This window comes from Streptomyces sp. NBC_01214, assembly GCF_026340975.1.
Lineage (GTDB): Bacteria > Actinomycetota > Actinomycetes > Streptomycetales > Streptomycetaceae > Streptomyces.
This window is the reverse complement of the sequence record NZ_JAPEOS010000001.1, coordinates 575,306-599,349: the sequence shown is the minus strand read 5'-3', so window position 1 is coordinate 599,349 and position 24,044 is coordinate 575,306. Positions and strand designations below refer to the sequence as shown.

Genomic DNA, 24,044 nt, shown 5'->3' with positions numbered 1-24,044 from the left:
CGGGTCAATGTGCCCAACTCCCTTTGACCCGTAAGGGACACGCCCTCCGACGAACACCCGGGCCGGAGCCCGGGCCGAACCCCTCAGCCGAAGAGCTGCCGCGCCACCTGCGACCCGAGGTGCACCGCGCCGAGCCCGACCAGCACCGACATCCCCACGTTCGCCGCGGCCAGGAACCCCCGACCGCGCTCGGCCAGCCGCAGCGTCTCGTACGAGAAGGTCGAATACGTGCTGAGCGCCCCGCACAACCCGGTCCCGAGCAGCAACTGCAGCCGCGAGGAGGCGGCCCCCGCCAACGCCGCCCCGGCCAGCGCCCCGAGCACCAGGCAGGCGACCGCGTTGACCACGAAGGTCCCCCAGGGGAAGAGGGAGTCGTGCCGCGCCTGCACCGCACGGTCCAGCAGGTAGCGCAGCGGCGCGCCGACGGCCGCGCCCACCACCACGAGCAGCCAGTTCACCGCGGAACGCGCCCGCGTCCGGGCCCGCGTCCGGGCCCGCGTCCGGTCCCGTGTCCGGTCCCGCGTCCTGGCCCGCGACCGCCGACCACGAGCCGGGTCGCCGTGGCCGCCGTCCACACCGCGCCGAGCGCCGCCACCACCGTGAGCCCGCCGTAGGCCAGGGCGGTCCCCGTTTCCCCCTCGTCCAGGAGCCTCGAGAAGTCCACCGCGTAGGTGGAGAAGGTGGTGAAGCCGCCGAGCACGCCGACCCCGACGAAGGGCCGCAACAGCGGATGCGGGGCCGTCCGGCCGGCCTCGCTGATCAGCACCATGAGCACGCCGATCAGCGCGCTGCCGGAGGTGTTGATCCACAGGGTCGCCCACGGGAAGGCCCCGGGCCCGGCCGGCCACAGCAGGGAGATCCCGTACCGCGCCGCGCCCCCGACCGCGCCGCCCGCCGCCACCGCCGCGAGCACCCGGCCCTGCGGCTCGGCGCGCTGTGCGGGTACGTGCAGGTCGACGTCCGGATCGATCGCCTCCGCCGCCTGCGCCGCCCGCTCCGCCCCGTCACCCGGAACCGGGGCCGGGGTCGGCGAGGTCACCCGTACCCCAGCGCGTGCAGCCGCTCGTCGTCGATCCCGAAGTGGTGGGCGATCTCGTGCACCACGGTGACCTCCGTCTCCGCGACCACGCTCTCCCGGTCCTCGCACATGCGCAACGTGGGATTGCGGTAGATCGTGATCCGGTCCGGCAGCACCCCGGCGTACCACTCGCCGCGGTCCGTCAGCGGAGTCCCCTCGTACAGACCGAGCAGCTCGGGGTCGTCGGCGGGCGGCTCGTCCTCGACGAACACCGCCACGTTGTCCATCAGCCGCGTCAGCTCCGGCGGGATCCGGTCCAGGGCCTCTGCGACGAGCTCTTCGAACTCCTCGCGCGTCATCTCCAGCACCCGGCCATTGTCGCTCCGGGGGAAACCGTTTTGGCGATAGCTCCCCGGATCCCATATGCTTCTCACGTCCCCGACGCGCTGAGAAGTGCCCGGCGGGCCTTTAGCCCTCATCGTCTAGTGGCCCAGGACGCCGCCCTTTCAAGGCGGTAGCACGGGTTCGAATCCCGTTGGGGGTACGCATTACTGTGTGCAAGACTTGTTCTCGCACACTGCAAGGTCCTGTGGAGCAGTTGGTTAGCTCGCCACCCTGTCAAGGTGGAGGTCGCGGGTTCAAGTCCCGTCAGGATCGCTGAAGCCGGAAACGGTTTCGTGGCTGGGTAGCTCAGTTGGTACGAGCGATCGCCTGAAAAGCGATAGGTCGCCGGTTCGACCCCGGCCCCAGCCACCATCAAGAAGGCCCCGTCCATCGGACGGGGCCTTCTGTGGTTACTCCCCTTCGGTCTCGGCCGCCGCCGCCCGCTCCCTGCGGCGCCACTGCACCACGCCGACGGCCGCCGCCCCGGCGGCGATCAGCCCGAGCAGCGCCCCGTCCGGAACCGCGTCGGCCAGCGAGCGGACCCGCTGCTCCACGGCGAACGAGTCGTCCACGTCCAGCAGCCCCGGCAGCGCGCTCGCCCCGTCGTAGACGAGGAACAGCACGCCCAGGGTGATGAAGAACAGCCCGGACAGCAGCGAGGTGGTGTGCAGCTCGAAGCGGCCGACGCGCAGGGCCCGCCCGCGCAGCCAGCGCCGCCCGCCCAGGTCGAACCGCTCCCACAGCAGCGCCAGTACGAACAGCGGTACGGCCATCCCCAGGGCGTAGACCGCGAGCAGCAGGCCGCCGTAGACGGGGCTGCCGCTGACCGCCGCGACCGTCAGGACGCTGCCCAGGATCGGGCCGGCGCAGAAGCCGGCCAGCCCGTAGACCGCGCCGAGCGCGTACACCGACAGGGCGGTGGTCGGCCGGATCCGGCCCGACAGCTCCGAGATCCGCTTCGGGGCGAAGCCGAGGCCCAGGATCTGCGCGAGGCCGAGCGCGATGATCAGCCAGCCGCCGGCGAGGACGAGCTGGTCGCGGTTGCCGTGGAAGAACCGCCCGGCGTACGAGCCGGCCGCCCCCAGCGGTACCAGGGTGCTCGCGAGGCCCGCGTAGAAGATCCCGGTACGCGCCAGGAGCCGCGAGGTGGAGTCGATGGAGTACGCGAAGAAGGCCGGCAGCAGTAGGGCGCTGCAGGGGCTGAGCAGCGCGAGGAGGCCGCCCAGCAGGGCGGCCAGGTATCCGATGTCGGTCACTGCTTCGCCGCCTCGGCCTTCGCCCGTGCGATGGCGGCGGTGAAGGTGTCGAGCGGCTGGGCACCGGCGATGGGCTTGCCGTTCAGCAGGAAGGACGGGGTGGAGGTGACGCCGATGCGGTAGCCCTCCTCCTGGTCCTTCTTCAGGGCCGCCGCGGCCTGCTCGCCGGTCATGTCCGCCTTGAAGCGCTCCAGATCGGGCACCCCGGCCTCCCGGGCCAGCTCCACGAGCCGGGGCTCGGCGAAGCCCTTCTCCTTCGAGCCGCCGGCGTAGGCGGCGGCGTGGAAGGCGTCGAAGCGGTCCTGCTGCCCGGCCGCCCAGGCGGCCTTGGCGGCGGCCTCGGACTCGGCGCCGAAGATCGGGAAGTTGCGCCACTCGATGCGCAGGGTGCCGTCTTCGACGTACTTCTTCACCAGTTCGGGCTCGGTGTCCCGGGCGAACTTGCCGCAGTAGCCGCACTTGAAGTCGGAGTACTCGATGAGCACGACGGGCGCGTCGGCGCGGCCGACCGCGAGCTTGTCGCCGGACTCGCGCCGGGCCAGTGCCTTGAGCTCGGCGGCGGGGTCGGTCCGGGGCGCGGCGGCGGCGCCGGAACCGGAACCGTCGCCGGAACCGGCCGAAGCGGTCTCGGCGGGAGCGGTGGCCTGCCAGGAGACGAGGCCGAGGGTGATCGCGGCGAGGGCCACCCCGGCGGAGATCAGCAGGGGCTTCGCGGAGGACTTCTTGGTGGAGGTCTTCTTGGGCGTCTTGGAAGAGGGCATGCGGGTGCTCCGGTGCTGGGGCGGGCGGGCGGGACGGGACCGGTGGGACCGGTCCCGTCTGGGTCGTCTGTTTCGGATCTTGCCGGTGAGGCCCGCGGCGTCCGGTGCCCCGCCAACCCGGGGGTCGCCCCGGACGGAGTCCGGGGGATGAGGTGCGGTGCCGGCCGGCACGGGTCAGGCAAGATCCGGAGGAGACGGCCTAGACCCGCATCACGCAGAGCTCCAGCCGGTCGGGGGCCGGGCGGTCGGGGCCGCGTACGGGAGTCCGTACGGGCACGGCCGCGGCCGGACCGGCCTCCTCGGGCACCGCCCGGACCGGCGGGACCTGGGCGTGCTCACCGAAGGCGCGCGCGGGGACGGCGGGGACACCGCCGCGCTCGGGGCCCACCGGCGCGCAGGCGGGCCCCCCGGCATCGCCGGCGGCCGGGGCCAGGGCGGAAACCGAGGCCAGGGCCGAAGCCGTGACCGAGGCCAGAGCGGAGGCCGAAGTGGGAGCCAGAGCCGGGGCCGAGTCCACGGCGGAAGCCGGGGCCGGGGCCGAAGCGGGAGTACGGGCCGAGGTCGAGTCCGCCGCCGGGGCCGGGGCCAAAGCCGGAGCCGGGGGCGAGGTCGTTTGGGGTGTCGGGGCGGCCGCGCAGCCCAGGAGCACCGCCAGGACGACGCCTAGCAGGCGCCAGACGTGACGGGGGCGGGACAAGGTGGGCTGCCTCTCACTCGTACGACCGACGGACTCGTCCCGAAATGGTACGGGTCCACCCGACAAATGCGTTCGCCACCCGGAGGGCCCAGGTGAGATCCTCGATCAGGTATGTCTACTTCCTTCGCCGCCCTGCAGACGCTTCTCGGTGAGATCTCCCTCCGTGACGCGCACCGCCTCGGCCGCCGCCTCGAAGGCGCCCGCCGTATCCGCAAGCCCGAGGCCAAGCAGGCCGTGCTCGACGAGATCGCAGCGGAGGCCACCAAGGCCGCCGAGCGACTGGCCGGCCGTGCCTCGCGGATGCCGGAGGTCACGTATCCAGAGAACCTCCCCGTCAGCCAGAAGAAGGACGAGATCGCCGAGGCGATACGCGACCACCAGGTCGTGATCGTCGCGGGCGAGACCGGGTCCGGCAAGACCACGCAGATCCCCAAGATCTGCATGGAGCTGGGCCGCGGCGTCCGGGGCATGATCGGGCACACCCAGCCCCGCCGGATCGCCGCCCGCACGGTCGCGGAGCGCATCGCCGAGGAGCTGAGGTCCGAGATCGGTCAGACCGTCGGCTGGAAGGTCCGCTTCACCGACCAGGTGGACCAGGACGCGACCTTCGTAAAGCTGATGACGGACGGCATCCTGCTCGCCGAGATCCAGACGGACCGCGAGCTGCGCGCCTACGACACGATCATCATCGACGAGGCCCACGAGCGGTCGCTGAACATCGACTTCCTGCTGGGCTACCTGGCCACGCTGTTGCCCAAGCGTCCCGACCTCAAGGTCGTCATCACCTCGGCGACCATCGACCCCGAGCGCTTCTCCCGGCACTTCGGCGAGGCGCCGATCGTCGAGGTCAGCGGGCGCACGTATCCGGTGGAGGTGCGCTACCGGCCGCTCCTGGAAGAGGACGCCGAGGACGGCGACGACTCCGACCGGGACCAGATCACCGCGATCTGCGAGGCCGTGGACGAGCTCCAGTCCGAGGGGCCGGGCGACATCCTGGTCTTCCTCTCCGGCGAGCGCGAGATCCGCGACACGGCGGACGCCCTCAACAAGCGGAATCTGCGCTTCACTGAGGTCCTCCCCCTCTACGCACGCCTCTCGCACGCCGAACAGCACCGCGTCTTCCAGCAGCACACCGGCCGCCGGATCGTCCTCGCCACCAACGTCGCCGAGACCTCCCTCACCGTCCCCGGCATCAAGTACGTGATCGACCCGGGCACCGCCCGGATCTCCCGCTACAGCCACCGCACCAAGGTCCAGCGCCTGCCGATCGAGCGGATCTCGCAGGCCAGCGCCAACCAGCGCAAGGGCCGCTGCGGCCGTACCAGCGACGGCATCTGCATCCGGCTGTACTCCGAGGCCGACTTCGACGCGCGTCCCGAGTTCACCGACGCCGAGATCCTGCGGACGAACCTGGCCTCCGTCATCCTCCAGATGACCGCGGCCGGACTCGGCGAGATCGAGAAGTTCCCCTTCATCGACCCGCCGGACCACCGCAACATCCGCGACGGCGTGCAGCTCCTCCAGGAGCTCGGCGCGCTCGAGACGGGCGAGAAGTCCTCCCCGGAGGGGAAGAAGGGGCAGCGCCTGACCCAGATGGGCCGCCAGCTCTCCCAGCTCCCGGTGGACCCGCGCCTGGCCCGCATGGTCATCGAGGCCGACAAGAACAACTGCGTCCGCGAGGTCATGGTCATCGCGGCGGCCCTGTCCATCCAGGACCCGCGCGAGCGGCCCTCGGACAAGCAGACCCAGGCCGACCAGAACCACGCCCGCTTCAAGGACGAGACCAGCGACTTCCTGTCCTTCCTCAACATGTGGCGCTACATCCGCGAGCAGCAAAAGGAGCGCGGCTCGTCCTCCTTCCGCCGGATGTGCAAGCAGGAGTACCTGAACTTCCTGCGGATCCGCGAGTGGCAGGACATCTACTCCCAGCTGCGCACGGTCGCCAAGGGCATGGGCATCCACGTCAACGAGGCCGACGCCCCGGAGCAGGTCGTCCACGTCTCGCTGCTGGCCGGCCTGCTCTCGCACATCGGGCTCAAGGACACCGACAAGAACGAGTACCTCGGTGCCCGCAGCGCCAAGTTCGCGATCTTCCCGGGATCCTCGCTCTTCAAGAAGCAGCCGAAGTTCGTGATGTCGGCCGAACTGGTGGAGACCTCGCGGCTGTGGGCCCGGGTGAACGCCAAGGTGGAGCCCGAGTGGGTGGAGCCGCTGGCGCAGCACCTGGTCAAGCGCACGTACAGCGAGCCGCACTGGGAGAAGGACCAGGCGGCCGTGATGGCGTACGAGAAGGTCACGCTGTACGGCGTACCGATCGTGGCCCAGCGGAAGATCAACTACGGCCGGATCGACGCCGAGGTCTCGCGCGAGCTGTTCATCCGCAACGCGCTGGTCGAGGGCGACTGGCGCACCCACCACAAGTTCTACGCCGACAACCGCAAGCTCCTCACCGAGGTGGAGGAGCTGGAGAACCGGGCCCGGCGCCGCGACATCGTGGTGGACGACGAGACGCTCTTCGACTTCTACGACCAGAAGATCCCCGCCCACGTGGTGTCGGGGGCGCACTTCGACTCCTGGTGGAAGCACAAGAAGCGCGAGGAGCCCGAACTCCTCGACTTCGAGCGCGAGATGCTGCTGACCGAGAAGGCGGCCGGGGTCACCAAGGCCGACTACCCGGACTCCTGGCGTCAGGGTCAGCTGAAGTTCCGCGTGACCTACCAGTTCGAACCGGGCGCGGACGCCGACGGCGTGACCGTCCACATCCCGCTCCAGGTGCTGAACCAGGTCACCGACGAGGGTTTCGACTGGCAGATCCCGGGCCTGCGCGAGGAGGTCGTCACCGAGCTGATCCGCTCGCTGCCGAAACCGATCCGCCGGCACTACGTGCCCGCGCCGAACTTCGCCGGCCGCTTCCTGGACACGGCGGTGCCCCAGCAGGAGCCGCTGCCGGTCACCCTGGCGCGCGAGCTCCAGCGGATGGTGGGGGTCCCGGTCTCGGCCGAGGACTTCGACCTCACCCGGATCCCGGACCACCTGAAGATCACCTTCCGGATCGTCGACGAGCGCCGCAAGAACCTCGCCGAGGACAAGGACCTGGAGGCCCTGCGCCTGAGGCTGAAGCCGAAGGCCCGCCAGGCCCTCTCCAAGGCCGCCGCGGCCACCGCCGAGCGGGCGGGCGGGGAGTCGGTGGAGCGGACCGGGCTGACCGACTGGACGATCGGCACGCTGACCAAGGTCTTCGAGACCCGGCGTGCGGGCCAGCCGGTGAAGGCGTACCCGGCGCTGGTGGACGAGGGCTCGACCGTCTCCGTACGGCTCTTCGACACCGAGGCCGAGCAGCAGCGGGCCATGTGGCTGGGCACCCGGCGGCTCATCCTGCTGAACATCCCGGTGAACCCGGCGAAGTTCGCCTCGGACCACCTGACCAACCAGCAGAAGCTGGCCCTGTCCAGGAACCCGCACGGTTCCATCCAGGCGCTCTTCGACGACTGCGCGACCGCGGCGACCGACAAGCTGATCGCCGACCACGGCGGCCCCGCGTGGGACGAGGCGGGCTTCCGGAAGCTCTACGAGGCCGTCCGCGCCGACCTGGTGGACACGACCGTGCGCACGGTGAGCCAGGTTCAGCAGGTGCTGGCCGCATGGCAGGCCTGCGAGCGCCGCCTGAAGGCCACGGGCAGCCTGGCGCTGGTCGCGAACATCCAGGACGTCAAGACGCAGCTGGCGGCCCTCGTGCCGGCCGGCTTCGTGACGCTCACGGGGCTGCGCCGACTGGCGGACCTGATGCGCTACCTGGTGGCGGTGGACCGGCGGCTCCAGCAGATGCCCACGGGCGTCCAGCGCGACACGACGCGCATGGAGAAGGTCCACGAGATGCAGGACGAGTACGCCTGGCTGCTGGAGCAGTTGCCGAAGGGGCGGCCGGTCCCGTCCGCGGTCACCGACATCCGCTGGATGATCGAGGAACTGCGCGTCAGTTACTTCGCGCACGCGCTCGGGACGGCGTACCCGATCTCCGACAAGCGGATCGTGAAGGCGGTGGATGCGGCGGCTCCATGACCGGCTCGGTGACCGGCTCCCTGACCGGCTCCGTGGTCCGGTTCGACTGCACCCCCTGAGCTGCGGTACAGTCTGATTCGCAGCCGCCGAGCGGCCGCAAATCAAGGACCTGTGGAGCAGTTGGTTAGCTCGCCACCCTGTCAAGGTGGAGGTCGCGGGTTCAAGTCCCGTCAGGTTCGCAGAAACGTCAGGGCCCGTATCCCTCTGGGGATACGGGCCCTGACGCGTTGGCGGGTGACACCGCCCTGGCGGCCTTGGAGGCCGCCAGGGGGCCGTGGAGCGGCCGTGGTGCCCGTGGGCACCTCCGGGTCACGTCCGCAGCGCCTACGGGGCGTCCGCGAGCGCGCCCCGGGCCCCCTCCGGACCCGTCCCGGACCCGCCCCGGCCTCTCCGCGGCCCCTCTGAACCCGCTCCGGCCCCTCCGAACCCCTTCCGCAGCCCTTCCGGCGCCCCTCCGGGGCCTTCCCGGGCCGACCGTCACCCGGAATCCCCCCTTCGCATGATGCGCCTCGCGCTGCGGGTCCCCTTTACGGGGTGCAATACCGGATATACAAGAGTGATCATCTGTGACGGGAGTCACCGGATGAGTTTTTGAGACTCGTACTTTTATCGCACCCATACGCCTGCTCGATAGAATATGTGCAATGGCACCTACCCCGCCGGTGCTCCGGTGCGCGCTCAAGACCGCCCTGACCTGGGCATAAAAAGATCGCGCTGGACCCGGCGGAGTCCAGCGCGATCGAACGGCCTTGAACCTGTTGGGGCAGGCCCGACCGTATGAAGCTATGTGGGTTTCATCGGATTGGGGGACCCGATATAAACCCGTTAAAGCGGGGTGTTTACGCGACCTCAGGCCTCGCTGCGCTGCTGCGGAATTCCCGCGAGCAGTGCGCGAACCTCGGCCTCGCGGTACCGGCGGTGTCCACCCAGGGTGCGGATGGACGTGAGCTTGCCAGCCTTGGCCCAGCGGGTGACCGTCTTCGGGTCCACGCGGAACATCGTGGCAACCTCAGCCGGGGTCAGCAGCGGCTCGGCATCAGGGGTGCGAGCGGTCATGAGCGGCCTCCTCGGGAGAACCGAACCATCTCGGTTCTTTCCTCTAAATTCTGCACCTTGGCCCGCGTTGCCCGAAATGGACATACGCGGGCCGAGTCGGTTATAGGACGAACGGCTTGTCCTCGGCACTACAACTACACCATCCGTCCAGCCTCGACGGCCAAACCGACGGAATTGCCCTCCGAGGTGTTCATCAGCGGCGGAAGCCGATGGACCGTCCCATAACGGACAGTCACCCCACTGTGACGATCAGTCACAGAGCGATCAGGAGTCGTCAGACCCCCCGTAGAGTGCAATGCCGAGCATTCCGCCCTTAGTTGGGCGGAAGGAACCCTCCCCGGACTCCTTGTCCTATTTTGGCACGAGGGTAGGGGAAGGGCGCAAGGGTGTAGTTAGTGCGGTCCGTCACGCTTGGGCCAATGGCCCGTATCGGGACGTAGGTCCTGGCACTACGTCCCAAATGCCATGATCAAGCCTCTGATCAGCCAGTATTGGCTGATCGACCGATACCGGACGATACGCACTAACCCCTCCTGGGTGAAACCAGCCACACAGGCACCTTTCGGCCTAATTCGCGAAAAGCCGCTCCCGGACCGCCCGCCATCGCTCCGCCAACTCCTCGTAGACCTCGGTCGCGCCCTGCACGTCCCCGGCCCGCAGGGCCGCGATGCCCGCCGCGAGGTCCCCGGCCGAGCGGTCGGCCGCCAGCCGGTCCGCCGGCAGCGCGTGCAGCAGCCCCGCGTAGTCCAGCTCGACCATCGAGCGCGGGTGGAACTCCTCCAGCCAGCTCCCCACCTCCACCAGTCCGTCGGCGAGCACCCCGTACCCCTCCGCGTCCCGCAGGGTCCGCAGCGCGCGGGCGAGCCGCCGCCGGGCCTGGACCATCGGCGTGCGGTAGCGCAGCCGCTCGCCCGGCACGTGCTCCCGCTCCTCGTCCGCCACCAACACGAACCAGCGCAGCGGAACCTGCCACACCCCGGTACGGATCCAGGGGCGCGCGTCCGGGTTCCGTTCGCGCCAGCGCTCGTAGTCCTCGGCCGCCCGGCGGCGCGCTCCCGGCGGGAGGGCGGCGTCCAGCACCGAACGCGGGAACCACTCGACGAGTTCCTGGAGGGCCAGCCAGCCGCGGAGCCGGGTGCGCCACGGGCAGACCAGCAGCACCCCGTCGACCACCGCGGTGAAGGCGTCCGCGCTCTCGTGGGACGGCACCCCCACCAGCGGCACCCGCACCAAGTCCGACAGTGACCGGCGCAGTTCGTCCTGGGCGGTCGGGGTCGCCCCGCGCCGGGCGTAGTCGGCCCAGTGCGTGCGCTCCGGCTCGGCGAAGGCCGCCAGGGGCTCGTAGACGCGCAGGTAGGAGGCGTACGGGACGGTCGGCGCCGAGCGCGCGGACGGCAGCGGGAGATCGGAGGATTCGCTCACGCTCTCGTACTGCCCCTCCGCGGGGTCGGGTTCACCTCCGGGGCGCCCCCGCACCCAGGGGGCGTCTTGCCGATCAGCCCGGGCCCGACCGGCAAAACACCCCCTCGCACCACGGGAGTGTTTCGATCCTCGGACAGGTCACCTACGGGCGGCTCCCAGGTCTTACTCTGCTCCCAGCACGCCCTCCCCCACCCGCAGGGCGGGCGTCTTTCCGCCGCATCTCTTCCATGGGAGTCACCACCGTGACCGAAATGACCGACGGCGTCCTGCACACCCTGTTCCGTACGGAGCAGGGCGGCCACGAGCAAGTCGTGCTGTGCCAGGACCGCGCCACCGGCCTGAAGGCCGTCATCGCCATCCACTCCACCGCCCTGGGCCCCGCCCTCGGCGGTACGCGCTTCCACGCGTACGCCTCCGACGAGGAGGCCGTCCTCGACGCGCTGAACCTCTCGCGCGGCATGTCGTACAAGAACGCCCTCGCCGGTCTCGACCTCGGCGGCGGCAAGGCCGTGATCATCGGTGACCCGGACGTCCTCAAGAGCGAGGAACTGCTCCAGGCCTACGGCCGGTTCGTGGAATCCCTCGGCGGCCGCTACGTGACCGCCTGCGACGTCGGCACCTACGTGGCCGACATGGACGTCGTGGCCCGCGAGACCCGCTGGGCGACCGGCCGCTCCCCCGAGAACGGCGGCGCGGGCGACTCCTCGGTCCTCACCGCCTTCGGCGTCTTCCAGGGCATGCGCGCCAGCGCCCAGCACCTGTGGGGCGACCCGACCCTGCGCGGTCGCAAGGTCGGCGTGGCCGGTGTCGGCAAGGTCGGCCACTACCTGGTCGAGCACCTGCTGGAGGACGGCGCCGAGGTCGTGATCACGGACGTGCGGGAAGAGTCCGTCCGCCGGATCCTGGACAAGCACCCCGGCAAAGTCACCGCCGTCGCCGACACGGACGCGCTGATCCGCACCGAGGGCCTGGACATCTACGCCCCCTGCGCGCTCGGCGGCGCCCTGAACGACGAGACCGTCCCGGCGCTCACCGCGACGATCGTCTGCGGCGCGGCGAACAACCAGCTCGCCCACCCGGGCATCGAGAAGGACCTCTCGGACCGCGGGATCCTCTACGCGCCCGACTACGTGGTCAACGCGGGCGGTGTCATCCAGGTCGCCGACGAGCTGCGCGGCTTCGACTTCGACCGCTGCAAGGCCAAGGCCACGAAGATCTTCGACACCACGCTGGAGATCTTTGCTCGTGCGAAGGCGGACGGCATTCCGCCGGCCGCTGCGGCCGACCGGATCGCCGAGCAGCGGATGGCCGACGGCCGCGCCGCGCGCGCCGTCTAGGCCCTTCCCGGGGGCTTCCGGGTGCGCCCGCCGGGGTGCGGCGAGACGGAACTCACTGCACTTCGGCGGGTCGCCCGCCAGGAAAAGGTTAAAATCGCAGCTGACCAGCGAGGACGGGGCGCCTTGTTGGTTCTGCACCGGGGCGCGTCATGCGGGCGGCGTACCGTATGGCCGCGGAAGCAGGTACCGTTAAACCCCTACGGACGGTCTCTCCACGGAGAGCCCGCTCCGAACCATGAACGCGTGTCAGACTCTGGGGCCGTCGAGCCCCGTCACCGAGGGGGTCGAGCCATGGGGCGCGGCCGGGCAAAGGCCAAGCAGACGAAGGTCGCCCGCCAGCTGAAGTACAGCAGCGGCGGGACTGACCTCTCGCGTCTGGCCAACGAGCTGGGCGCATCGACCGTAGAACCGCTGCCTGTCAGCGAGCCGGTCGAGGTAGACGACGACGAGCTGGACGAGGACGACCCGTACGCTCGGTACGCGGACCTCTACAACACGGATGACGACGACGAGGACGAAGAGTCCGGGCCGTCGTCACAGCGTCGCGGCGCTTGACGCCCTGAGGCGTCTGCACGACAGACAAAAAGACTGAAACCCGGTCCAGGGCATCGCCCCGGGCCGGGTTTCAGTGCTGCTCAGCTCGCGTAGGTGCCGGTCATGGTCGCGCCCTCGGTGTGGTCGCCGCGGTCCAGGATCTCTCCCGCGACCCATGCGTCGACACCCCGGTCGGCCAGCGCGGTCAGCGCCACGTCCACCGACTCCTGCGGAACGACGGCCATCATGCCGACGCCCATGTTCAGGGTCTTCTCCAGTTCCAGCTGCTCCACCTGACCGGCCTTGCCGACCAGGTCGAAGATGGCGCCGGGGGTCCAGGTCGAACGGTCGACCGTGGCGTGCAGGTGGTCCGGGATGACCCGGGCCAGGTTCGCCGCGAGGCCGCCGCCGGTGATGTGCGAGTAGGCGTGCACCTCGGCCGTACGGGTGAGGGCCATGCAGTCCAGCGAGTAGATCTTGGTGGGCTCCAGGAGCTCCTCGCCGAGGGTGCGGCCGAGCTCCTCCACGTGGCTCTCCAGCGACATCTTGGCGCGCTCGAAGAGGACGTGGCGGACCAGCGAGTACCCGTTCGAGTGAAGGCCGGACGACGCCATCGCGATGACGGCGTCACCCGTACGGATGCGATCCGCGCCGAGCAGGCGGTCGTACTCGACGACGCCCGTTCCGGCACCGGCCACGTCGAAGTCGTCCGGACCCAGCAGGCCGGGGTGCTCGGCGGTCTCGCCGCCCACCAGGGCGCAGCCGGCGAGGACGCAGCCCTCGGCGATGCCCTTGACGATCGCCGCGACACGCTCGGGGTGCACCTTGCCGACGCAGATGTAGTCGGTCATGAAGAGCGGCTCGGCACCACAGACGACGATGTCGTCCATGACCATCGCCACCAGGTCGTGGCCGATGGTGTCGTACACGCCGAGCTGGCGGGCGATGTCCACCTTGGTGCCGACGCCGTCGGTGGCCGAGGCGAGCAGCGGGCGCTCGTAGCGCTTGAGGGCGGAGGCGTCGAAGAGGCCGGCGAAGCCGCCGAGGCCACCGAGGACCTCGGGGCGCTGCGTCTTCTTCACCCACTCCTTCATCAGCTCGACGGCGCGGTCGCCCGCTTCGATGTCCACGCCTGCGGCTGCGTAGCTGGCACCGGTGGTCTTCTCTGTCATGACAGGAGAGAGCTTTCGTGTCGTTACTGCGTGTGGTGCCGGGCCCTGGGAGAAGCCTCAAAGACAGGGCCCGGCGCAGGTTGAGCCAGGGCTACGGGCGGCGGAGCGCGTCGGCGGCGTCCGTACCGCCGGCGAGCTCGGACTCCAGCAGCTGCTTGCCCAGGAGCTGCGGGTCGGGCAGCTCCATCGGGTACTCGCCGTCGAAGCAGGCACGGCAGAGGTTGGGCTTCTGGATCGTGGTCGCCTCGACCATCGCGTCGAGCGAGATGTACGAGAGCGAGTCCGCGCCCAGGGAGGTGGCGATCTCGTCGACCGTCATGCCGTTGGCGATCAGCTCGGCCCGGGTGGCGAAGTCGATGCCGAAGAAGCACGGCCACTTCACCGGCGGCGAGGAGATCCGGATGTGGACCTCCGCCGCGCCGGCCTCGCGGAGCATCTTGACCAGGGCGCGCTGGGTGTTGCCGCGGACGATCGAGTCGTCGACGACCACCAGGCGCTTGCCCCGGATGACTTCCTTGAGGGGGTTGAGCTTGAGCCGGATGCCGAGCTGGCGGATCGTCTGCGAGGGCTGGATGAAGGTCCGGCCCACGTAGGCGTTCTTGACCAGGCCCGATCCGTACGGAATCCCGCTGGCTTCGGCGTATCCGACGGCGGCGGGCGTGCCGGATTCCGGCGTCGCTATCACCAGATCGGCGTCGACCGGGGCTTCCTTGGCCAGGCGCCGGCCCATCTCGACACGCGAGAGGTAGACGTTCCGGCCGGCGATGTCGGTGTCCGGGCGCGCCAGGTAGACGTACTCGAAGACACAGCCCTTGGGCTTCGCTTCCGCGAATCGAGAGGTGCGCAGACCGTTCTCGTCGATCGCGATGAGCTCGCCCGGCTCGACCTCGCGGACGAAGCTGGCGCCGCAGATGTCGAGGGCGGCGGTCTCGCTCGCGACCACCCAGCCGCGCTCCAGGCGGCCGAGGACCAGCGGGCGGATGCCCTGCGGGTCACGGGCGGTGTAGAGGGTCCCCTCGTCCATGAAGACGAGGGAGAAGGCGCCCTTGACCTGAGGCAGGACCTTGGCGGCCGACTCCTCGATGGTCAGGGGCTTGCCCTCGTCGTCGGTCTGACCGGCGAGCAGGGCGGTGACCAGGTCGGTGTCATTGGTGGCGGCCACCTGGGTGGCACGGCCGTCCTGACGGGGGAGGTCGGCGACCATCTCGGCAAGCTCGGCGGTGTTCACCAGGTTGCCGTTGTGACCCAGGGCAATGGAGCCGTGGGCGGTCGCACGGAAGGTCGGCTGGGCGTTCTCCCAGACGGAGGCCCCGGTGGTCGAATAGCGGGCGTGACCGACCGCGATATGACCTTGGAGCGAGCCGAGAGAGGTTTCGTCGAAGACTTGGGAAACGAGGCCCATGTCCTTGAAGACGAGGATCTGGGAACCGTTGCTCACAGCGATTCCCGCGGACTCTTGTCCACGGTGCTGCAGGGCATACAGTCCGAAGTAGGTGAGCTTGGCGACCTCTTCACCCGGAGCCCAGACACCGAAGACGCCGCAAGCGTCCTGGGGGCCCTTTTCGCCGGGGAGCAGGTCGTGGTTGAGTCGTCCATCACCACGAGGCACGCTCCCGAGTGTAGGCGAGATCGACCACTGGTCCGAATTGGGGACGGCCGGGAAATGTCACAGCACAGAGGGTGACCGATCCATTCCGTCTCGGTATCCGGAATGCCCTTGTTGACAGGCGCATGGGCATTCGTACAGGCTCTCGCCCCATGCAGCCTCTCGGTGACCGTACCGTCACCCTCGTCGAGCGCCGGCACGTGGACCTTGTCCGTGTCGCGAGCGCCATCTGTCGCTGTTCTGCGTAGTCACACGCCGCTTTGCGTTCTTTTCTTTTCCTGACCCCTGCCCGAAAGCCCGCCCTGCCGTGCCGCGCGCCGTCCCGCGCCGCCCGGGGCGGGCCGGCGGGCCGTGCCTTGGAGTACCTGTGACCTCGTACGAACCCAACCTGTCCCGGCGCGCCTTCGGCGGTGCGGTCGGCGTGAGCGCGGCCGCCGCGACGGTGGGGCTGGGCGCCGCCCCGGCCGCCGCCGCCCCGGCCGCCGGGGACGGGCAGGACCTGCCGCAGGAACGGGAGTTCCGGGCCGGGCGGCCCCGGCCGTCCCGCCGGCCGAACATCCTGTTCGTCCTCGGCGACGACCTCGGCTGGGCCGATCTCTCCTCGTACGGCTCGCCGCACATCAAGACCCCGAACCTGGACCGCCTCGCCCGCCAGGGCGTCCGGTTCACGGACGCCTACTCGGGCTCCGCGACCTGCTCGCCGACCCGGTTCAGCCTCTATACCGGGCGCTACCCGGGCCGGACCAAGGGCGGACTGGCCGAACCGATCGCCGACAAGTCCGTCGGCCTGGACCCCACGCACCCGACGCTGGCCTCGCTGCTGAAGTCCGCCGGCTACGCCACCGCGCTGATCGGCAAGTGGCACGCGGGCTACCTGCCCGACTACAGCCCGACCAGGTCCGGCTGGGACGAGTTCTTCGGCAACTTCGGCGGCGCCCTGGAGTACTACTCCAAGCTGGGCCTGGGCGGTGAGTACGACCTGTACGAGGGCGACGCCGCGTACAAGGACCTGCGCTACTACACCCGGATCATCACCGAGCGGGCCAGCGAGTACGTCTCCCGCGACCACCGCGGCAAGCCGTGGCTGCTGAACCTCAACTTCACCACCCCGCACTGGCCGTGGATCGCCGACGGGGACACCGAGCAGAGCGCCGAGATCGTCCGCCGGATCAAGGCGGGCGACGGGCGCGCCCTGTGGCACCAGGACGGCGGCTCGGTCGAGAAGTACAAGGAGATGGTCGAGGACCTCGACCGCTCGATCGGCAAGGTGCTGGCGGCGCTGAAGCGTTCCGGCCAGGAGGAGGACACCCTCGTGGTCTTCTCCAGCGACAACGGCGGCGAGCGCTTCTCGTACAACTGGCCGCTGTCCGGCAACAAGGCCTCCCTCCAGGAGGGCGGGATCCGGGTGCCCACCATCGCGCGCTGGCCCGCCCGGCTGGACGGCGGGCAGGTCAGCCACGTCCCGGTGTTCAGCCCGGACTGGACGGCGACGCTGCTGGAGCTGGCCGGGGCGCGGCCCGACCGGGCCCACCCGCTGGACGGGGTGAGCCTGGCCGGGTACCTGCTGCGCGGCGAGAAGGTCGCCGAGCGGGACCTGTTCTGGCGGGTCCGGGGCGAGCGGGCGCTGCGCCGCGGGGACTGGAAGTACTACCGCGGCAAGGCGGGCCGGGACCAGCTGTTCAACCTGGCCGGGGACGTCCGCGAGCAGGCCGACAAGGCCGCCGTGGAGCCGGCCCGGCTGGCGCAGCTGCGGGCGGCCTGGGAGAAGGTGGACGCCGGGCTGCTGCCCTATCCGGGATGACCGCCCGCGGGGTCACTCGGCGGCGGAGGCCGCCTTCGCGGTCAGGCCCTTGCCGTCGGGTGCGGTGAGGGTGAGGGTCCGGCCCTCGGTCTTCGCGGTGAGCGGGCCGCTGCCGAACAGCTCGGTCAGCGTCCGCTCCACCTCGCCCACCGGTCCCTCGCAGGCCATCTTGGTCGAGGTCAGCGGCCCGAAGGTGACCGTGGAGCCGTCGACGGTGGCCCGGGTGCTGAACCGGTTGCAGCCGAGGTTGCCGCTCACGGCGAGGTCCGGGGCGATGGTGAACCGTGCCTTCCCGGCCGCCTCGGTGGGCAGGGAGGCCGCGGTCCCACCGCTGACCAGGGACTCTACGGTCCACTCGGTCGTGGTGAGCGGGGCGTCCGTGACCGCGGGCGCGGACGTCATGGCGATGGTGCTCCCGTCGGCGGTCTTCAGGGTGAGCCGGTCGGGTCCCCGGTCGATCGTCAACTTGCCCTGGAACAGCTTGGCGAAGGCCGTCTCGAACTCCATGTCCGCGCAGGCCATGGTGGTCGAGGCGCCGGGCGTGACGGTCACCGCGGAGGGACCGGCGAAGGCCGCCACCGCGGTGAAGCCGTTGCAGCCGTAGTTGCCCTTGACCTGGTTCGGGCCGATGTCGAGGTGGGCGGTCTCGGGCGCGTGCAGGGTGCGGCCACCCGTGGTCAGGGACTCGACGGCCCAGGAACCCACGGGGTCGGGCAGCCGGGCGCGGCCGTCCTCGGCCCGGCCGCAGCCGGCCAGGGCGAGCGCGAGGACGAGGGCCAGGGCCGTGGGGGCGGGAACGTGCCGGAAGGTGGGCATGTCCCTGGGACGGACCGGGTGTCGCGGTGGTTCCACCATGGTTGTTCCCCTCAGCTCATCAGCGGGAGCAGCGCCGACAGATCGGCCCGCTCGCCACTGGCCCGTACCTGGGCCCCGTCGACGGCGGTGGCCCATCCCGTACGGCCGGTGGCGAGCCGGATCCAGGTCAGCGGGTCGGTCTCCACCACGTTCGGCGGGGTGCCGCGGGTGTGCCGCGGGCCCTGGACGCACTGGACGACCGCGAAGGGCGGGACGCGGACCTCGACGGAGCCGCCCGGTGCCTTGAGGGCGAGGGCGTCGGCGAGCAGCCGGGTGCAGGCGGCCAGCGCCTGTCGGTCGATCGGGACGTCCAGTCCGGCGGCCCGGTTCAGGTCGTCGGTGTGGACCACCAGTTCCACGGTCCGGGTGACCAGGAAGTCGGCCAGGGTCATGTCCCCGATCCACAGGTCCAGCACGCGGTCGCCCGGATTGGCCGCGAGCGCCTGCGCCATCCGGGCGGCCGCCCGTTCGTACAGCTCGGGCAGCGGGGCCCCGGTCAGGGTCTCCCGGGCCGCCTCGGAGATCTTCCCGGCGAGGGAGGCGGTCGCAAAGGGCCACTCGACCGCCGACAGCTCCGCGACGGCGGCGGGCGGCCGGGCCAGGCCCCCCGCCAGCGAGTCGGCGATCCAGGCGATGTGCCCGGCGAGTTCGGCCACGGTCCAGTCCCCGAGCCCGCTGGGCCGGGCCAGCTGTTCGGGTCCGAGGTCCGCCACGGCCCCGACGACGTGCGCGAACTGTGCGGTGACGGCCGCGCGGATCTTCGCGGGGTCGTACGTTCGGGTGCGGGTCCTGGATGCCATGCGGCGAGTCTGCCGGATCAGTCGCCGCCGCCGCAGCCGCCGCCGCAGCTGCTTCCACAACTGCTGCTGCCGCAGCCGCTGGAGGAGGTCCCGCAGCCGGAACCGCCGGAACCGCTCTCGGCGGCCTTGGCCCGGTGCGCCGCCCGCCCCTCGCGTTCCTTGAGGGTGGCCGAGCGCCCGGCCGCGCGCCACGGCTTGAGGCCGTGCCGGCGGCGCGGGTGCAGCGGTACGGCCAGCACGCTGGTGGTGATCCGGGTGTTGCCGTAGAACGCCGCGTGCTCCAGGACGACCTCCGCGCCCTCGAACGGAGCGCCGTACAGGACGGCCTCGATCGGCTCGGAGAACCAGTTGACGTCGTGGTGCTCGGTGCGCAGCCGCTCCTCGGAGCCGCCGAGCAGGGTCCGTACGTGGTCGGCGGTGTTCTCGACGTGGTCGCGGAAGGCGATCAGGGGCTGGCCCGACCTGTCCCGGACGTCCGCGTACAGCCAGCTGTACGTGAGGGAGTCGGCCCGGATCCCGACGCGGAGGGCGGGCTGCGGTCCGGCGTGCAGGCGCCGGGCGGCGCGGCGGGCGCCGATGCCCCGGCCGAGCAGCGCCGTCGCGGGCACCAGCAGCAGGAGGGCCAGGACCTGTTGTCCCGTGGCGTCGTACGGGTGCTCCGGGGCCGCGCCGAGGTCCCGGGCCAGGGCCCACCAGAGGAGGGCGGCCGCGGCGAGGCAGAGCCCGCCGCCGGTCAGGATCATCGCCAGGCCGCGGCGGTGGTGGCGCCGGGGCAGTGCGTCGGGGAGTTCCCGGCGGCCGTCCCCGGCGGCGGCCAGCGCGAGGGCGCACTGCCCGCGGCGGGCCCGCAGCCGCAGCAGCGCCCCCGTGAAGGCCGCGCCGCACAGGGCGACGACCAGCCAGGACCCGACCCGGCCCGGACCGTCCGACTCGGGCAGACCGGCCAGCTCAAACAGCGTGTACCCGACCAGGACGGGCGTGGCCAGGACGGTCCCGGCCGGGATCATCCGGTACCAGAGGGGCAGGCCGACCAGCAGGACGGCGGCCGGGTACCCCTCCCAGGAGGTACCGCGGTCCGGCGCCTGCGGATCGCTCCACCCCAGCAGGACGACCGCGCCGAACACCAGCAGGACCAGCGCCCACGCGCCGAAGACCGGCCCGAACACGGCCGGGACGGCCGCCTTCCGCCATCGTTCGGCGTCCTCGGTGCGCCAGACGGGAACGTCTGCGTCAGGTATCGCGGCCTGTGGCAGGTACTTCACCTTGTCGCTCACGGCGCCAGTATGCGGGCGGGATCCCGCAGGTCAGAAGGGTTTTGCGGGCTACGGAATCGCTACGGCCAGTTGCTGCGGGCCCCCACGCCGAAGCCCCGCACGGCACTGCGTGCGGGGCTTCGACAGGGCTGTCGCCGGGGATCAGGCCAGCAGCGCCGGGATGGTCGTCTCGTGGGCCTCGCGGAGCTCGGCCAGGGGGAGGGTGAACTCGCCCTGGATCTCGATCTCCTCGCCGTCCACCACACCGATGCGGGCGACCGGCAGGCCGCGCGCACCGCACATGTCGGTGAAGCGGAGCTCCTCGCTGCGCGAGACGGCCACGATGGCCCGGCCCGCGGACTCGGAGAACAGGAAGGTGAAGGCGTCCAGGCCCTCGGGCACCACGATCCGGGCACCGTTGCCGCCGCGCAGGCAGGACTCGGTGAGCGCCTGGATCACGCCGCCGTCGGACAGGTCGTGCGCGGCGTCGATCATGCCGTCGCGCGAGGCGGAGATCAGGATCTCGGCGAGCAGCTTCTCGCGGCCCAGGTCCACCTTCGGCGGCATGCCGCCGAGGTGGTCGTGGACGACCTGGGACCAGGCCGAGCCGCCGAACTCCTCGGCCGTGTCGCCCAGCAGGTACAGCAGCTGGCCGGCCTCCTTGAAGGCCATCGGCGTACGGCGGTTGACGTCGTCGATCACACCGAGGACCGCCACGACCGGGGTCGGGTGGATCGCGGTGTCGCCCGTCTGGTTGTAGAGCGAGACGTTGCCGCCGGTCACCGGGGTGCCCAGCTCCAGGCAGCCGTCCGCCAGACCGCGGCAGGCCTCGGCGAACTGCCACATGACGTCCGGGTCCTCGGGGGAACCGAAGTTCAGGCAGTCGGAGATGGCCAGCGGCTTGGCGCCGGTCGCCGCCACGTTGCGGTACGACTCCGCCAGCGCCAGCTGCGCGCCCGTGTACGGGTCGAGCTTGGCGAAGCGGCCGTTGCCGTCGGTGGCCATGGCGACGCCGAGGTTGGATTCCTCGTCGATGCGGACCATGCCGGCGTCCTCGGGCTGGGAGAGCACCGTGTTGCCCTGTACGAAGCGGTCGTACTGGTCGGTGACCCACGACTTGGACGCCTGGTTCGGGGACGAGACCAGGGCCAGGACCTGCGCGCGCAGCTCCTCGGAGGTCTGCGGCCGCGGCAGCTTGCCGGCGTCGTCCGCCTGGAGCGCGTCCTGCCAGGAGGGGCGCGCGTAGGGGCGGTTGTAGACGGGGCCCTCGTGGGCGACGGTGCCCGGGGGCACGTCCACGATCTGCTCGCCGTGCCAGAAGATCTCCAGGCGCTCGCCCTCGGTCACCTCACCGATGACGGTGGCGATGACGTCCCACTTCTCGCAGATCTCCATGAAGCGGTCGACGTGCTGCGGCTCGACGATCGCGCACATGCGCTCCTGCGACTCGCTCATGAGGATTTCCTCGGGCGAGAGCGTCGCGTCGCGCAGCGGCACGGTGTCCAGCTCGACCCGCATGCCGCCGGAACCGGCGGAGGCGAGCTCGGAGGTCGCGCAGGAGAGCCCGGCGCCGCCGAGGTCCTGGATGCCCGCGACCAGCTTCTCCTTGAAGATCTCCAGGGTGCACTCGATGAGGAGCTTCTCCTGGAAGGGGTCGCCGACCTGCACGGCGGGGCGCTTCTTGGGCTTGCCCGTGCCATCGGCACTGTCAGACGCAGCGTCGAAGGTCTCGGACGCGAGGACCGAGACGCCGCCGATGCCGTCGCCGCCGGTGCGGGCGCCGTAGAGGATGACCTTGTTGCCGGGGCCGGAGGCCTTGGCGAGGTGGATGTCCTCGTGCTTCATCACGCCGATGCAGCCGGCGTTGACCAGCGGGTTGCCCTGGTAGCAGGCGTCGAAGACGACCTCGCCGCCGATGTTGGGCAGGCCCAGGCAGTTGCCGTAGCCGCCGATGCCCGCGACGACGCCGGGCAGGACGCGCCGGGTGTCGGGGTGGTCGGCAGCGCCGAAGCGCAGCGGGTCCACGACCGCGACCGGGCGGGCGCCCATCGCGAGGATGTCGCGGACGATGCCGCCGATGCCGGTGGCCGCGCCCTGGTAGGGCTCGATGTACGACGGGTGGTTGTGCGACTCGACCTTGAAGGTGACCGCGTAGCCCTGGCCGACGTCGACGACGCCGGCGTTCTCGCCGATGCCGACGAGCATGGCGTCGTTCTGGGGGGCCTTCTCACCGAACTGCTTCAGGTGGACCTTGCTGCTCTTGTACGAGCAGTGCTCGGACCACATGACCGAGTACATGGCGAGCTCGGCGCCCGTGGGGCGGCGGCCGAGGATCTCCCGGATCCGGGCGTACTCGTCCTCCTTGAGGCCGAGTTCCTTCCAGGGCTGGGAGGCGTCCGGGGTTTCGGAGGCGTTCTTGACGGTGTCGAGGCTCATGCGCTGACCAGCTTCTTCAGGACCGAGGTGAAGAACGGGAGGCCGTCGGTGCGGCCCGTCCCGATCAGCGGCTCGACCGCGTGCTCGGGGTGCGGCATGAGGCCGACGATGTTGCCCGCGGCGTTGGTGATGCCTGCGATGTCGCGCAGCGAACCGTTCGGGTTGCCGTCCAGGTAGCGGAAGGCCACTCGACCTTCGGCCTCCAGTTCGTCGAGCGTGCGCTCGTCGGCGGTGTAGCGGCCGTCCATGTTCTTGAGCGGTACGGAGATCTCCTGGCCGGCGGTGTAGTCGCCGGTCCACGCGGTCTCCGCGTTCTCCACCCGCAGCTTCTGGTCGCGGCAGATGAAGTGCAGGTGGTTGTTCCGGAGCATCGCCCCCGGCAGCAGGTGGGCCTCGGTGAGGACCTGGAAGCCGTTGCAGATGCCCAGGACGGGCATGCCGCCCTTGGCCTGCTCGATGATGGTCTCCATCACCGGCGAGAAGCGGGAGATGGCCCCGGCGCGCAGGTAGTCCCCGTAGGAGAAGCCGCCCGCGAGGACGACCGCGTCGACCTGGTGCAGGTCCTTGTCGCGGTGCCACAGCGAGACCGGCTCCGCCCCCGCGAGGCGGACGGCGCGCAGCGAGTCACGGTCGTCGAGCGTTCCGGGGAACGTGACGACTCCGATGCGAGTGGTCACCGTCAGGCCTCGACCTTCACGGTGAAGTCTTCGATGACGGTGTTGGCGAGGAACGTTTCGGCCATCTTGTGGATGCGGTCGAGGGCGGCCTGGTCGACCGGTCCCTCCACCTCGAGCTCGAAGCGCTTCCCCTGGCGGACGTCGGCGATCCCTTCGAATCCCAGGCGCGGCAGTGCACGCTGCACCGCCTGGCCCTGGGGGTCGAGGATCTCCGGCTTGAGCATGACGTCGACTACGACGCGTGCCATCGGGCACTCCCGTGTGTGGTTGGTGCGAAGGCGGTTCCATCAGCGTACCCGGCGGAAATTTCTACGCGGGTAGATATCCCGGGGCCGTGATCACCGGGGCGTTTCGGCTTCACCAACGCTTCGCAAAATCCGCCGGAAAACCACGCGCCCAGCATTGCGGCGGGACACGCGGAGAGAATTAACTGGGCTTCGCATTGCAATGGGAATCGCGGTACAAAGGAATCACTCCGGATTCCGGATGAAAGTTGCATTGCCCCGAAACATCCACACAGGCGACATCACCGCACGTCAGCAGGTGGCGACGTCGCACGAAGGGACCGATATCCGTGGCGCAGCGCGTAGTAGTCACGTTCTCCGACGACATCGATGGCGGAGAAGCGGCGGAAACGGTCGTGTTCGCTCTGGACGGAAAGTCCTACGAGATCGACCTCAATGCGGCGAACGCAAAGAAACTGCGGAAGGGCCTCGCCCCCTTCGTGGCCGCCGGCCGTCGCCAGTCGCGCTCGGGGAAGGCCTTCCGGCACACCGCCGTCGCCCCGGACCCGGCGGTCGTCCGCGCCTGGGCCCGGTCGAACCAGTTCGAGGTGCCCCCGCGCGGGCGCATCCCGAAGAAGATCTACGAGGCCTACAACGAGGCCCACTGAGCGTCGATTTGCCATGCACCCCCATCCA

At 70.6% G+C, this 24,044-nt stretch carries 22 protein-coding genes and 4 tRNA genes; 10 read left to right on the top strand and 16 right to left on the bottom strand.

The genetic code is table 11. The annotated features are described in order from the left end of the window. Positions 1–83 precede the first annotated feature (83 nt). From crcB to OG594_RS02995, 3 genes are all read right to left on the bottom strand, one after another. Positions 84–458 (bottom strand): fluoride efflux transporter CrcB, encoded by a 375-nt coding sequence (gene crcB / locus OG594_RS03005; protein ID WP_266594929.1) that lies wholly within the window; start codon positions 456–458, stop codon positions 84–86. Further along, positions 455–970 (bottom strand): CrcB family protein, encoded by a 516-nt coding sequence (locus OG594_RS03000; protein WP_266602546.1) that lies wholly within the window; start codon positions 968–970, stop codon positions 455–457. The genes crcB and OG594_RS03000 overlap by 4 nt, the downstream gene beginning before the upstream one ends. Before the next feature lie 65 nt (positions 971–1,035). Beyond that, positions 1,036–1,386, bottom strand: coding sequence for a metallopeptidase family protein (locus OG594_RS02995; protein ID WP_030012899.1), 351 nt, complete (start codon positions 1,384–1,386; stop codon positions 1,036–1,038). Between the two features lie 103 nt (positions 1,387–1,489). Between OG594_RS02995 and OG594_RS02990 the strand changes: the two genes are divergently transcribed. The 3 genes from OG594_RS02990 to OG594_RS02980 all read left to right on the top strand — a co-directional run bounded on the left by OG594_RS02990 (position 1,490) and on the right by OG594_RS02980 (position 1,774). Continuing rightward, positions 1,490–1,562, top strand: a tRNA-Glu gene (locus OG594_RS02990). 39 nt (positions 1,563–1,601) lie between these two features. After that, positions 1,602–1,675, top strand: a tRNA-Asp gene (locus OG594_RS02985). Positions 1,676–1,697: 22 nt separating this feature from the next. Then, positions 1,698–1,774 (top strand) — tRNA-Phe (locus OG594_RS02980). Between the two features lie 38 nt (positions 1,775–1,812). Here the strand turns inward: OG594_RS02980 and OG594_RS02975 are convergent. The 3 genes from OG594_RS02975 to OG594_RS02965 form a co-directional block, all read right to left on the bottom strand. Then, positions 1,813–2,658 carry a cytochrome c biogenesis CcdA family protein gene (locus tag OG594_RS02975; RefSeq protein ID WP_266594928.1) on the bottom strand — a complete coding sequence of 282 codons (846 nt, stop codon included), beginning with the start codon at positions 2,656–2,658 and terminating at the stop codon, positions 1,813–1,815. After that, positions 2,655–3,419, bottom strand: coding sequence for a thioredoxin domain-containing protein (locus tag OG594_RS02970; RefSeq protein ID WP_266594927.1), 765 nt, complete (start codon positions 3,417–3,419; stop codon positions 2,655–2,657). The genes OG594_RS02975 and OG594_RS02970 overlap by 4 nt, the downstream gene beginning before the upstream one ends. 199 nt (positions 3,420–3,618) lie before the next feature. Beyond that, positions 3,619–4,116, bottom strand: coding sequence for a hypothetical protein (locus tag OG594_RS02965; RefSeq protein WP_266594926.1), 498 nt, complete (start codon positions 4,114–4,116; stop codon positions 3,619–3,621). 111 nt (positions 4,117–4,227) lie between these two features. Between OG594_RS02965 and hrpA the strand changes: the two genes are divergently transcribed. Continuing rightward, positions 4,228–8,175, top strand: coding sequence for an ATP-dependent RNA helicase HrpA (hrpA, locus tag OG594_RS02960; protein WP_266594925.1), 3,948 nt, complete (start codon positions 4,228–4,230; stop codon positions 8,173–8,175). A 105-nt stretch (positions 8,176–8,280) separates the two neighbouring features. After that, positions 8,281–8,354: transfer RNA gene (locus tag OG594_RS02955), tRNA-Asp, on the top strand. Positions 8,355–9,024: 670 nt separating this feature from the next. Here OG594_RS02955 and bldC read toward each other — a convergent pair. Together bldC and OG594_RS02945 are read right to left on the bottom strand one after the other, a co-directional pair. Continuing rightward, complete coding sequence (gene bldC / locus OG594_RS02950) at positions 9,025–9,231, bottom strand: developmental transcriptional regulator BldC (RefSeq protein WP_003949541.1); 207 nt, start codon at positions 9,229–9,231, stop codon at positions 9,025–9,027. 567 nt (positions 9,232–9,798) lie between these two features. Continuing rightward, positions 9,799–10,653 carry a hypothetical protein gene (locus OG594_RS02945; protein WP_266594924.1) on the bottom strand — a complete coding sequence of 285 codons (855 nt, stop codon included), beginning with the start codon at positions 10,651–10,653 and terminating at the stop codon, positions 9,799–9,801. Between the two features lie 227 nt (positions 10,654–10,880). On the opposite strand from OG594_RS02945, the gene OG594_RS02940 reads away from it, so the two are divergent. Further along, positions 10,881–11,990 carry a Glu/Leu/Phe/Val dehydrogenase dimerization domain-containing protein gene (locus tag OG594_RS02940; RefSeq protein ID WP_314243460.1) on the top strand — a complete coding sequence of 370 codons (1,110 nt, stop codon included), beginning with the start codon at positions 10,881–10,883 and terminating at the stop codon, positions 11,988–11,990. 291 nt (positions 11,991–12,281) lie between these two features. After that, positions 12,282–12,545: a DUF3073 domain-containing protein gene (locus OG594_RS02935; protein WP_150261950.1), complete on the top strand. Its 264-nt coding sequence runs from the start codon at positions 12,282–12,284 to the stop codon at positions 12,543–12,545. 80 nt (positions 12,546–12,625) lie between these two features. On the opposite strand, the gene purM is transcribed toward OG594_RS02935, so the two are convergent. Next, a complete protein-coding gene (gene purM / locus OG594_RS02930; protein WP_266594923.1) occupies positions 12,626–13,696 on the bottom strand; it encodes a phosphoribosylformylglycinamidine cyclo-ligase in 1,071 nt (356 codons plus the stop codon). 91 nt (positions 13,697–13,787) lie between these two features. Beyond that, on the bottom strand, positions 13,788–15,305 hold the full coding sequence (gene purF, locus OG594_RS02925; RefSeq protein WP_030009390.1) for an amidophosphoribosyltransferase: 1,518 nt from the start codon (positions 15,303–15,305) through the stop codon (positions 13,788–13,790). Between the two features lie 122 nt (positions 15,306–15,427). On the opposite strand from purF, the gene OG594_RS47340 reads away from it, so the two are divergent. Continuing rightward, positions 15,428–15,550 (top strand): putative leader peptide, encoded by a 123-nt coding sequence (locus OG594_RS47340; RefSeq protein WP_351150916.1) that lies wholly within the window; start codon positions 15,428–15,430, stop codon positions 15,548–15,550. Between the two features lie 119 nt (positions 15,551–15,669). Next, complete coding sequence (locus OG594_RS02920) at positions 15,670–17,103, top strand: sulfatase (protein ID WP_266594922.1); 1,434 nt, start codon at positions 15,670–15,672, stop codon at positions 17,101–17,103. A 12-nt stretch (positions 17,104–17,115) separates the two neighbouring features. On the opposite strand, the gene OG594_RS02915 is transcribed toward OG594_RS02920, so the two are convergent. The 6 genes from OG594_RS02915 to purS form a co-directional block, all read right to left on the bottom strand. Then, positions 17,116–17,919, bottom strand: a complete 804-nt coding sequence (locus tag OG594_RS02915) for an META domain-containing protein (protein WP_266594921.1) — start codon at positions 17,917–17,919, stop codon at positions 17,116–17,118. A gap of 50 nt (positions 17,920–17,969) precedes the next feature. Then, the gene (locus OG594_RS02910; protein WP_266594920.1) at positions 17,970–18,758 is read right to left on the bottom strand and encodes a maleylpyruvate isomerase family mycothiol-dependent enzyme; all 789 of its coding nucleotides are present in this window, start codon (positions 18,756–18,758) and stop codon (positions 17,970–17,972) included. A 17-nt stretch (positions 18,759–18,775) separates the two neighbouring features. Beyond that, complete coding sequence (locus tag OG594_RS02905; protein ID WP_266594919.1) at positions 18,776–20,032, bottom strand: hypothetical protein; 1,257 nt, start codon at positions 20,030–20,032, stop codon at positions 18,776–18,778. A gap of 141 nt (positions 20,033–20,173) precedes the next feature. Next, positions 20,174–22,447 (bottom strand): phosphoribosylformylglycinamidine synthase subunit PurL, encoded by a 2,274-nt coding sequence (purL, locus tag OG594_RS02900; protein ID WP_266594918.1) that lies wholly within the window; start codon positions 22,445–22,447, stop codon positions 20,174–20,176. Further along, positions 22,444–23,124 (bottom strand): phosphoribosylformylglycinamidine synthase subunit PurQ, encoded by a 681-nt coding sequence (gene purQ, locus OG594_RS02895; RefSeq protein WP_266594917.1) that lies wholly within the window; start codon positions 23,122–23,124, stop codon positions 22,444–22,446. The genes purL and purQ overlap by 4 nt, the downstream gene beginning before the upstream one ends. Before the next feature lie 2 nt (positions 23,125–23,126). After that, positions 23,127–23,372, bottom strand: coding sequence for a phosphoribosylformylglycinamidine synthase subunit PurS (gene purS, locus OG594_RS02890; RefSeq protein ID WP_030009438.1), 246 nt, complete (start codon positions 23,370–23,372; stop codon positions 23,127–23,129). Between the two features lie 326 nt (positions 23,373–23,698). Here purS and OG594_RS02885 point away from each other — a divergent pair, with 326 nt between their 5' ends. Beyond that, positions 23,699–24,016, top strand: a complete 318-nt coding sequence (locus OG594_RS02885) for an Lsr2 family protein (RefSeq protein WP_266594916.1) — start codon at positions 23,699–23,701, stop codon at positions 24,014–24,016. The last annotated feature ends 28 nt before the right edge of the window (positions 24,017–24,044 follow it).

Excerpts from the sequence above, each read along its gene's own strand:
- bldC (WP_003949541.1), bottom strand. The coding sequence starts at position 9,231 with ATGACCGCTCGCACCCCTGATGCCGAGCCGCTGCTGACCCCGGCTGAG.
- OG594_RS02940 (WP_314243460.1), top strand. The coding sequence starts at position 10,881 with ATGGGAGTCACCACCGTGACCGAAATGACCGACGGCGTCCTGCACACC.
- purL (WP_266594918.1), bottom strand. The coding sequence starts at position 22,447 with ATGAGCCTCGACACCGTCAAGAACGCCTCCGAAACCCCGGACGCCTCC.
- purM (WP_266594923.1), bottom strand. The coding sequence starts at position 13,696 with ATGACAGAGAAGACCACCGGTGCCAGCTACGCAGCCGCAGGCGTGGAC.
- OG594_RS02970 (WP_266594927.1), bottom strand. The coding sequence starts at position 3,419 with ATGCCCTCTTCCAAGACGCCCAAGAAGACCTCCACCAAGAAGTCCTCC.
- hrpA (WP_266594925.1), top strand. The coding sequence starts at position 4,228 with ATGTCTACTTCCTTCGCCGCCCTGCAGACGCTTCTCGGTGAGATCTCC.
- OG594_RS47340 (WP_351150916.1), top strand. The coding sequence starts at position 15,428 with ATGGGCATTCGTACAGGCTCTCGCCCCATGCAGCCTCTCGGTGACCGT.
- OG594_RS02915 (WP_266594921.1), bottom strand. The coding sequence starts at position 17,919 with ATGCCCACCTTCCGGCACGTTCCCGCCCCCACGGCCCTGGCCCTCGTC.
- purS (WP_030009438.1), bottom strand. The coding sequence starts at position 23,372 with ATGGCACGCGTCGTAGTCGACGTCATGCTCAAGCCGGAGATCCTCGAC.
- OG594_RS02935 (WP_150261950.1), top strand. The coding sequence starts at position 12,282 with ATGGGGCGCGGCCGGGCAAAGGCCAAGCAGACGAAGGTCGCCCGCCAG.
- OG594_RS02910 (WP_266594920.1), bottom strand. The coding sequence starts at position 18,758 with ATGGCATCCAGGACCCGCACCCGAACGTACGACCCCGCGAAGATCCGC.